5 protein-coding genes and 1 tRNA gene are annotated in these 10,263 nt (G+C 45.6%); 1 reads left to right on the plus strand and 5 read right to left on the minus strand.

What is annotated here, in order from left to right; all coding sequences use genetic code 11:
- Positions 1-102: 102 nt before the first annotated feature.
- From PMG71_RS04850 to PMG71_RS04860, 3 genes are all read right to left on the minus strand, one after another.
- On the minus strand, positions 103-2,013 hold the full coding sequence (locus tag PMG71_RS04850; RefSeq protein ID WP_283752517.1) for a serine/threonine-protein kinase: 1,911 nt from the start codon (positions 2,011-2,013) through the stop codon (positions 103-105).
- 146 nt (positions 2,014-2,159) lie between these two features.
- Entirely contained in the window at positions 2,160-2,885 is a 726-nt protein-coding gene (locus PMG71_RS04855) for a DUF1997 domain-containing protein (protein WP_283752518.1), read from the minus strand.
- 60 nt (positions 2,886-2,945) lie between these two features.
- Positions 2,946-3,260 (minus strand): hypothetical protein, encoded by a 315-nt coding sequence (locus PMG71_RS04860; RefSeq protein ID WP_283752519.1) that lies wholly within the window; start codon positions 3,258-3,260, stop codon positions 2,946-2,948.
- A 406-nt stretch (positions 3,261-3,666) separates the two neighbouring features.
- Here PMG71_RS04860 and PMG71_RS04865 point away from each other — a divergent pair, with 406 nt between their 5' ends.
- Entirely contained in the window at positions 3,667-8,715 is a 5,049-nt protein-coding gene (locus tag PMG71_RS04865) for a S8 family serine peptidase (RefSeq protein WP_283752520.1), read from the plus strand.
- A 173-nt stretch (positions 8,716-8,888) separates the two neighbouring features.
- Here the strand turns inward: PMG71_RS04865 and PMG71_RS04870 are convergent.
- Both PMG71_RS04870 and cofG read right to left on the minus strand, forming a co-directional pair.
- Positions 8,889-8,960: transfer RNA gene (locus PMG71_RS04870), tRNA-Cys, on the minus strand.
- A gap of 46 nt (positions 8,961-9,006) precedes the next feature.
- A complete protein-coding gene (gene cofG, locus PMG71_RS04875; RefSeq protein ID WP_283752521.1) occupies positions 9,007-9,969 on the minus strand; it encodes a 7,8-didemethyl-8-hydroxy-5-deazariboflavin synthase subunit CofG in 963 nt (320 codons plus the stop codon).
- Between the last annotated feature and the right edge of the window lie 294 nt (positions 9,970-10,263).

A 10,263-nucleotide genomic window follows, 5' to 3' on the forward strand; every position in this document is an offset into this window, starting at 1 on the left:
CTGGAGTGGGAGCATCTTGCTCCCTAAGTTTTTAATCTCTTGCTCCCTAAGTTTTTAATCATGGTATTTCCGCTTCGCGGACATGAACAATCGGACTTGATATTACCCCTTTCGCCAAATCTTGATCGTAGCATCCCCGCTACCGGTGACTAAGGTTAAACCCTCTTGACTGAGGGCGATCGCCTTGACCCACCAGGAGTGATCGTCTAAGGTAGAAATGACTTTCCATTTCTCTACATTCCAGACTTTAATGGTGCGATCGCGACTACTGCTAAACAACACCTGACCATCTGGACTAAAGACTAAGCCAAAAATCGAATCCCCATGTTCCGTTAACGTGCGGATTTGATGGCCTTTAAGGGCATCCCAGATGCGAATCGTACCATCATCACTCCCACTAGCCAACATCTGATTCTGGGGATTAAAAGCTAAAGCATTAATCCGTTGGGCATGGCGGGGTAAACTCAGATGCAGAGTTCCATTTTCTACATCCCAAACCTTCACCACTCGATCTTCTCCCCCACTGGCTAACCAGTGACCATCAGCACTAAAAGCTAAAGCATTAATACCATCCGTATGTCCCGTTAAAGTTAACAGGGGTAACTGCTCCCATTCACCATCGGGAGTAACCGCTAACTGGCGTACTCGCACCGTTTTATCGTTTGACCCACTGGCTAATAAACTGCCACTGGGACTAAAAGCAAGAGTATTCACCCAATCGCGATGATCGTTTAAAACCAAAATGGGTTCTGTGTGCATCATGTCTCGATCAATTGACTGGGGTAAACGCCAGAACAAAATCCGCTTATCATGACTGCCACTGACCAATAATTCACCTTCTGGATGAATGGCAACAGCTCCTACAGAAGCTTCATGGCCGGTTAAGGTAGACAGGAGAGAAACTTTCTCTAATTTCGATCCACTCAACCGCCACAAACAGAGGGTTTTATCATCACTGGAACTGACGACTAGATTGCTTTGGGGATGGATGGCCAGATCCTGAATTTTGCCATTGTGGTGATGCAGGGTATGAACACAATGCCAATCTTGAAGTGATAGAGGAGGCAGGACATACCCTTGGGGTAAGATCACATGGGGAGGGCTGGGTACGGGGTTCATATCCGCAATCACGGACTGGGCTGACTGATAGCGATCGCTGACAATATCTTTGAGTAGTTTATCTAAAATTTGCCCCAGGCGATCGCTAATCACCGTCCCCTGTTCTTTCAGCGTTTCTCGCCATAACCAATTCCCCGTTAAGGGATCGAATAATTCATCAGGAGATAACCCCGTTAACAAATGAATACAAGTCACCCCTAAACTATACAAATCGCTGGCTGGATAGGCACGACCACTACGAATTTGTTCCATGGGAGCATAGCCTTCTGTCCCTATTTTTGTCCCTACCCTAGCCATTCCTGTTGCCGTCAACTGTTTAGCAATACCAAAATCAATTAACACCAGTTTTTGGTCTTGTTTACGGCGAATAATATTGGTGGGTTTGATGTCTCGATGCACCACCTTATAATCGTGAATATACTGTAAAACGGGCAATAGTTGTTCGAGTAGATCCCAGATTTGTTTTTCGCTAAAAGCGCCTTGATGCTTGAGTTCTTGCCATAGGGTAGGGCCGCGAATCAGTTGTTGAACTAAATATAACTGTTCCTGATGTTCAAAATAGGCTAATAGGGTAGGAATTTGAGTATGTTCCCCTAACTCATGCAAGCGCATGGCTTCTTGGTAAAACAAATCCGTAGATTTTTGTACTGATTTTTCCCGTCGCTCTCCTGTCGCTCGAATTTGGGGAGAAAATTGTTTAATGACGCAGAAGCTACGAAGTTTGTCTTCATCCACAGCCAGGTAAGTACGACCCATCCCCCCCCGTCCCAGGGGTTTGAGGACTCGATATCGACCCCTAAGTAGTTCAGTTAAGGGTTTTCCACAGGTTTGACAGACCTCTGCATTCTGTGGATTTTCGGGGTGGGTACAATTGGGGTTTAAGCAGTAGGCCATGGCCGGAAGAGCAAACAATAGTCGCAGTTTATTCTATTCTGACAGAGGATGGCAGGGTTGGGGTAGGGGAATGGGGAATGGGGGAGTGGGGGAATGGGGGAGTGGGGGAATGGGGGAGTGGGGGACGCGGGGAAATTGCCTGTTCCCTATTGCCTCATTGACAGAGTTTGATGAAAGTCCTGTTGTACTTTTTTACCCAAACGGCGGGAAACTTCGCGGACAATTTGCTGGAGGAGGCGATCGCTGGTACTTTGGATCAATGATTGGGGTAAGCGATGGATAAACTGGGGAAATTTCACGCCTACGGTTAAGTCTAGACTCCATTCCCAGCGCGTCATCACTTCCGGTAGGGGAGAAGGTAAGATCAGATAGGTTTGTAATTCCTGAAGATATTCGGGAGTAGGACAACAGGCCACTTCCGCCAGGTAAAATTGCCCATGAAAGTTGACTTGATAGCCTGGGGGGGTATAGTCGGGCAGATCGATACTAGAGATGCGATAAACTCCGGCTTCGTCACGGGGAATGAGTTCGAGTCCAATTCTGACTTCGACTTCAAATTGCAAGGCTCCATAACGACCAATGAGTAAATCATAGCCCCTCTCCCCAATGGGGATGGCTTTCATAGGGAGGGCACATCGGGTAAACCAACTGGGGTGATCGTTGATATAAGCAGCAACCACGGGTTCGGGTGCATAGAGTTCTACACAGTCCGAGTAATTGAGATGAAAGTACATCCATTCAAAGCCCATTGCCTGGGAAACTTTGGAGGAAATGGCTTTAAGGCGATCGCCAAAATTCGGCGATTTGTTGGGTTGTCCGGGAGGGGAAACACGGTAAGAAGAGCCGGGATCTTGAGAACAAGCATCTGTCAAAACGAGAAAAACCTCCGAGGAACTCAATCCAGATATTCTATTGTATTACCATCTCCAGAGTTAGGTTTTCAGCAGCAGGAGAATGAGGAGACAGTCCATCAGACTCAACTTCATCAGGGAACTTTGAGGATTATCTTCATTGGGTAAATCTTCAATTTCTGCCACTTTCTCCCAGTCTACTCCCGCCACCTGGCAGATACTTTGAAAGGTTTGTCGATTAATCGGAATTCTACGCCAAAATCTGCGTAGGGTGGCTTGGGAGGTTTGGGCATCTGTCCACCAGAGAGCGGTTTGAGTTTTTGTCCATTCTTTTTGGCGAATGGCTTTAGAAACGAGGTCTAGTCCTGCTTTCGAGGCTTTTAGCGTATCTGTCATAACCCTATCTTGCGATCGCAACAACTGGAGAAGTGCATTACCCCTCCATAGGGTTCTCAGTTTTTAGCCTCGGTTTTTATGCGCTTTGGACGAAATTGTTACATAAATTTACATTTACCCCTCGGCGATCGGGGCAGGGTCTCCAAAAAATGAGTCAAAGTGAGTCAGTTTTTGCGCTTCAATCTGATATTATTATTAATTTGGCCAAAAAAAGTCTATTAAAAATAGTAATTTATCTTAATTTTTAAGTCTTTTGCTATTAGATGAACTAAATTAGTTAGTGTGGAGACACGAAGACATAAACGCAAGAGGTGCAGAAATCAGAACGGTTCTGATTTCTCCTCTTTTTCTCCTCAAAGCCTTAGCCTACAAGGTCTAACATCTACCCATACAGGAGACCAGAACCATGATTCGCCTCGGAACACCAGACAATGACTTAATTGTAACAACCCAAGAAAATGATATCGTTTGGGGATTAGAAGGCGCAGATATTATTGCTAGTAATACGGGCAATGATCAACTCTATGGTAATCAGGGAAATGATGTCCTTTTAGGCGGAAGGGGTGCAGATAGCATCTGGGGAGGACAGGATGATGATTTGATCGTCGGCAATCCAGATGCGGACTATGTGAATGGGAATTTGGGCAATGATACGGTACATGGCGGTCAGGGGGATGACTGTGTGCGTGGCGGACAGGGAAATGATTGGGTTTCTGGCGATCGCGGCAACGACATCCTCTACGGCGACTTAGGCGACGATACCCTAGTAGGCGGCCCTGGCGAAGATATCTTTGTCTTAGGTAGTGGAGAAGATGTCATCCTAGACTTTACTCCAGGACAGGATAAGATTGGCTTGGCTCCTGGAGTCACGTTTGATAGTTTACAGGTGAGTCAACGGGGAGAAGATAGTGTGGTGAGCGATCGCACCACCGGAGCCATTATCGGCATCTTCCAAGGCATCAACGCAACCAGCCTTGAGGCATCCCAATTCACCAACCTCCTCCTCAACATCCCCGCTCCCTCACCCCCGCCTTCCGTACCCGATATTCCCCCATCCTCTCCCTCTCCCGCACCGAGCCTTTCCATCCTCCCACCTGCGGCTGAAGTCACCCCCATAGAAACCGATCCCGGAAACACCCTAGAAACCGCCAGCAGCATCTCCCTCGCTTCTACCACCCGCACCTTCTCCCAAAGCGTCGGCGGAAGCGATGTTGCCGACTACTACAAATTCAGCCTCGGCGCAACCAACACCTTCGAGTTATCCCTAACCGGACTCACCGCCTTAGCCACCGTTGATGTTCTAGATGAAGAAGGTAACATCGTCCTCAACGGACAACTAGCCAACAACACCTCCGTCATCTCCGGAGAACTCCCTGATGGACTCTATCGCCTTCGCATAACCAGCGACGCTCCCACCAACTATCTCCTGAACACTCGCATCACCCCACAAATTCCTGGAGTAACTACAACTATTTCCAATTTGCCAGTTGACTTAGATACTGATCTTTCTGGCCCCCTTATTGGTTTAAATAACCTCACATCAGATCCACGTTTTAATAGTGTCAATGGTACAAACTTTAGCACTGTTGTACTAGACACCGGTATTGACAAAAATCATCCTGCATTTGGAGGTCGAGTTGTTTATGAAAAGAATTATGCTGACAGCGATCCAGACGCTTCAGATTATGATGGTCATGGGACTAATGTTGCCAGTATTATTGCCTCTTCAGACAGCCAATACCCTGGTGTAGCACCAGGGGCAAATATAATCAACTTCAAGGTTTTTAGTGATACCGAGAACAATGATGTATGGGGTGCTATTCAACAAGGACTACAATGGGTTTGGAAAAATGTAGAGAAGTACAATATTGCTAGTGTAAATATGTCATTAGGTGGAGGCAACTATAACCAACTCATTCCTAATGGCCCCATTTCTGATGAACTACAAAAACTAGCAGAAAAAAATGTGCTTGTTATTTCCTCTTCAGGGAATGACTTTAAAATTAATAATAGCCAGCCTGGTGTAGGTTATCCTGCTGCCGATCCTAATAGCCTTTCCATTGGAGCAGTTTATGATGAAAATGTTGGCCCATACGAGTTTCCGCATTTTGGTGGAGCAGTTTCTAATTCTACTGCTCCTAATCAAATTACACCATTTTCTCAACGTCATCCCAATTTAATTACTGTTTTTGCACCAGGAGCATTTATTGCTGGAGCAAGTCCAATGGGAACCTCTTTTCCTAGTTATGGTGGTACATCACAAGCGGCTCCTCATGTGGCAGGAATGGCAGTTTTGGCGCAACAGTTGGCGATGCAAACTCTAGGTCGGAAATTGACCCCTGCTGAGTTTGAACAAATGCTCAAAGAGACTGGCGATCCCATTTTTGATGGGGATGATGAAGATGATAATGTTACCAATACTGATACTTGGTATAAACGGGCTAATATGTTTGCCTTGGCTGAGGCAATTGTACAGTTGCCCTCTTCTATCCCGTTACAGGCTAATCCAGATACCTTAAGTGGTTTTTCGACAACCGTAACCGGGACATCCGGTAATGACTCTCTTCCTCAACAGGCTAACGCTAGTAATACTGTTCCCATTACCATTGATACGGCTGATATCTTAGCCAATGATTTACCGAATAATAATCTGGTGGTTGATAGTGTCAGCAATCCATTCGGTAATTCAGTTGATTTAGCTGGTAATACGATCTCATTTATCCCCAATATCTTAAACCCAGGAGGATTTGACTATACGGCCAGAAACGCGACCACAAACCAGACCTCTAATTCAGCAAAAGTCATCTTAAACTTTGACCTCAATCTTGATGGACTAGCAGGTAATGATCTTCTCATTGGAGGAGTATTGGGTCGCGATACCATTCAAGGTGGAGACGGAAATGACACTATCTTCGCAGGGGTTGACTCTAATACGGGTACTACTGTTGGTGGTAGCGATACCGTTGCTGGTGGTCGCGATAATGACAGTATTTGGGGAGGTAATGGCGATGACTACCTGGACGTTGACGCGAGTCTAGTCAATTCCATCATTCCTTCAAGTGATGACGCTGTTCAAGGCAATGACACCATAAACGGTGGATTTGGTAATGATACTATCGGTCGTTTGGGTGCTTCAGTAGGAGCTACTGGAGTAGACTACTACGATGGTAGGGAGGGTAACGACAGCATCCAAGGTGGAAACCAAGGTTCCAATGCTATTGGAGATACTCTTATCGGAGGAGATGGCAATGATACTATCCGTGGTGGAACCGATGATTCTGGTCGAGATTCCATCGTTGGTGGTAATGGAAATGACAGCATTGCAGGTGGTGCAGAGGGTTCAGGTGGCGATACCATTGACGGTGGTAATGGTGAAGATAGTATCCAAGGTGAGGCAGGAAATGATAGTGTTCTTGGTGGTATTGGTCACGATTTCATCGATGGTGGAAATGATAATGATACGGTCTTAGGTGGAGACCAAAATGATACGCTTCTTGGGGGTGCGGGTAATGATAGTATCGTTGGTGGAAATGACCAAGATACCATTGAAGGAGGCGTTGGTAGTGACACTCTCAGTGGTTTTAATGGCTCCAGTGGAGGAGATGGAACAGATCGCTTTGTCTATAATCTGAATTCTATTTTAGATCTCTCACCCACAACTGTAGGAAATATTAGCAATGTTCCTCCCGCAGTTTCTCAATCTGAAGCTGATTATATTCTTGCGTTTGATGTCAATCAAGACCAAATTGAAATAGGAACTACTGTTGTTCCAAATGTCGATCTAGATAATACTCAAGATCCACCCAGTCCAGTGTCTTTAATCTTTGGAGGTCTTCCGGTTAATATTGGCAGTGGTGTTGGCTCGACTGTCGGTGCAACTTACATTACCGGAACTAGCGATTCTTTGATTTACATTGAGCGAAATGGAGTTGCTGGTTTTACCAATGAAGATATTGCCTTAATGACCCTTGTTGGTGTTACTCCTAATAGTCTATCAAGCGCTAATTTTTTAGGTACTCCCATTCCTCAACCAACAGTTACCTTAGAGCTGATTGATGGTGTAGCCGCAGAAAATAATAGTTCTAATGTTGCTACATTTACCGTAACTCGAACAGGAGGGAATATAGCAACCAATCTTAGCGTGAACTATACATTGGGTGGCACAGCAGTTAATGGTACAGATTATCAATCCCTCAGTGGTAGCGTTACCATTCCTGCGGGTCAAACCCAAGCAGTCATTACCGTTACTCCCATTGATGATTTGTTATTTGATGGTGCAACAACAGTTGATGTAACTCTAGCTGCCAGTGGTGCGTATGTTCTCGGTACACCCAATACTGGTCAAGCCACCATTTATGATAACGAAACGGTTTATGTTGATGATGCCTATACAACTGCAAATTCAACAGTGGAAGGGGGTCAAGCGGTAGTTGGGATAAACGCCTTTGACCAAATTAACAATGGCATTCAAGCGGCAGGTGGTGATAATGCACCTCCCCCAGCCACCAATGCTAACCCCGGAATTGTCGTGGTAAGGGCAGGAAATTATCCGGAGATTGTATCGATTAACCGTCCTATCCGTTTGCAAGGCCCCAACGCAGGGGTGGCTGGAAATGCAGCTCGTAATCCAGAAGCAAATATTACAGGAACACCGGTAGGTTCTATTGCCTTTGACGCTCTAGGGCCAGGCACAGGTCTCGTCGAAATTGATGGTTTTCTCATTGACCCCCCGGATAACATTACTGGGATTAATACCTTAAATGCTGGAAATAACACCATCATTACCAACAATATCATTGAAAATGTGACGAACGAACAAGCGATTTTCAATCCTGTCCAAACCAATCCAGCGTTAAACAATACCGAAAACTTGAGCATATCGAATAACTTGATTCGCAATGTAACGACCACTGGCGGAAATTCAGATAAGGATGGGATATTCTTGGTAGGTGTTACAAATCTGGCTATTCAGAATAACGAAATTCAGGATATTACTGGAACTACAAGCCGAGGTATTCAGGTCAGTGGCATTGTGGGCGGGACAATTTCTAACAATAGTATTACCAATACAACAGAAGAGGCAATTCAACTTGCTAATCTTACTGCTGGATTTACGACTCAAAATGTAACGATTTCTGACAACACAATTACTAATGCCAATACTTCTAGTAATGTTAACAATGGTGGAATTCGTTTACGAGATGGAGCTTTTGGTGCAGCCATCAATGTTACAAATAACAATGTCAGCACTAGCTTCAATGGTTTGGCTATTCGAGCGGGTACAGGTAGCTTGGCTAATGTCACAGTTACTAATAATGCTTTAGTCGCTAATGCAGGAAGCTTGGCCATTACTAACTTAAGTGGTAATCCGCTTACTGCGACAGGTAACTTTAGTGATTTAGCTAGAACAACTGCTTTGGTTGCGGGTGATGTGAATGGTGTGGTGACGATTTGATTGAGAGAAATTCTGTGCTTTTGTAGGTTGGGTTGGCTCTGGTTTAGCCCAACCGTTTTGATGATATCTTTTCTGTTGGTGAAAATGCAGGCGATCTCAAGTCCGGTTAAATGGTTGTCATTATAACCCTAGTTATGCGATCGCCTGCTCTTGCTATTTATGTCTCATTCTAAAGGCGACACCCGGATTCGAACCGGGGGATAGAGGTTTTGCAGACCTCGGCCTTACCGCTTGGCTATGTCGCCGTGTTTGCCCACTCTTTCTAGAGTAACAGAATCCAGTTAACTTTGGCTAGACCTTAAGGGGAATTTTTTCTCGCCAGCTCTGAACTGCTCGTTTCAACTTTGGGGATAACCAGGAGTCAAATTGGGGATAAAGGGGTAAGCGCGGTTGCAGATGCCATCCGTGAGGTTCTAGAAGGGTTTGTAAATAGGGGGGAGAGGGATGGGGATAGTCGGGATTGACTTCATCTTTGGGGCTAAGTCCGCCTAAATCGGTTGCCCCTGCGTCTAAACAAGATAAGAGAATGTGGGGGTGATTGACTAGGTTGGGGGGAATTTGTAGGGTGATTTCTGGGGGAAGGATGCGACGAGCGAGGGTAACGAGAGGGGGCAGTTGAGTTAAGTCAAATCCCGGTAAGGTGCTGGTTTGTTGGCTTCCAGGACTGTAGGGTTGAAGGATGACTTCCTGAATATGATGATAGCTCTGATGAATTTGGGCGATCGCCTCCAAACTCTCCACTGTCTCTGCTTGCGTTTCCCCAATTCCCACCAAAATCCCCGTCGTAAAGGGAATCCTCAGTTCTCCCGCCCATCTTAACTGCTCTAGTCTTAATCTCGGCTCCTTACTTGGTGCATGAACATGAACCGTTTCCAAAAATCGCCCAGACACCTGTTCTACCATTAATCCCATGGAAACATTAACTTCTTTTAAGCGCGCCATCTCCTCAAAGCTCAACGGCCCTACATTAGTATGGGGCAAAAAACCGTAGGAGAGTGCCAACTCACCCAATGCAGCGATCCGATCTAACCAAGATCTGCGTCTAGGATGATCCGGATGGACTTCACCACTGAGGATTAATATCTCGCTAATCCCCAATTCTGATAACGACTCTAAGATATGTTGCGCTTCCCCCAGGCTTAACCAGCTCTCTTCACCGGGACTCACTCGGAAGTTGCAGTATGTACACCGATTAAAGCACTCATAGGTCGGCACTAGGGTATAGGCGGGGCTATACGTTACAGTTCTTAACATTTGTTGGGTTCCTAAGTCTGACTCTAGTGTAGGCAAATCATAGACTGTACTCCAAGCTTGGGAAGCCCTTCAGAGAACCTCAGAAAAAAAATTTTTCTGAAAACCCTTTACAAAACTCAAAGAATGGGTTAACTTATAAATGTGGACGGAAACAAACCGCCACAAACATAGAACCTAGAAAAATACATAGCAATCATATAACCATGACCACAACTCTTCAACAAAGCTCCAACGCGAGCGCTTGGGAGCGGTTCTGCCAGTGGGTAACCTCAACCGAAAACCGCCTCTATGTAG

The organism is Roseofilum acuticapitatum BLCC-M154 (assembly GCF_030068475.1).
Taxonomy (GTDB): Bacteria; Cyanobacteriota; Cyanobacteriia; order Cyanobacteriales; family Desertifilaceae; genus Roseofilum; species Roseofilum acuticapitatum.

What these genes read in the sequence shown, in the direction of transcription:
- cofG (WP_283752521.1), bottom strand. Translation starts at nt 9,969, where the DNA reads ATGTTAAGAACTGTAACGTATAGCCCCGCCTATACCCTAGTGCCGACC.
- PMG71_RS04865 (WP_283752520.1), top strand. Translation starts at nt 3,667, where the DNA reads ATGATTCGCCTCGGAACACCAGACAATGACTTAATTGTAACAACCCAA.
- PMG71_RS04860 (WP_283752519.1), bottom strand. Translation starts at nt 3,260, where the DNA reads ATGACAGATACGCTAAAAGCCTCGAAAGCAGGACTAGACCTCGTTTCT.
- PMG71_RS04850 (WP_283752517.1), bottom strand. Translation starts at nt 2,013, where the DNA reads ATGGCCTACTGCTTAAACCCCAATTGTACCCACCCCGAAAATCCACAG.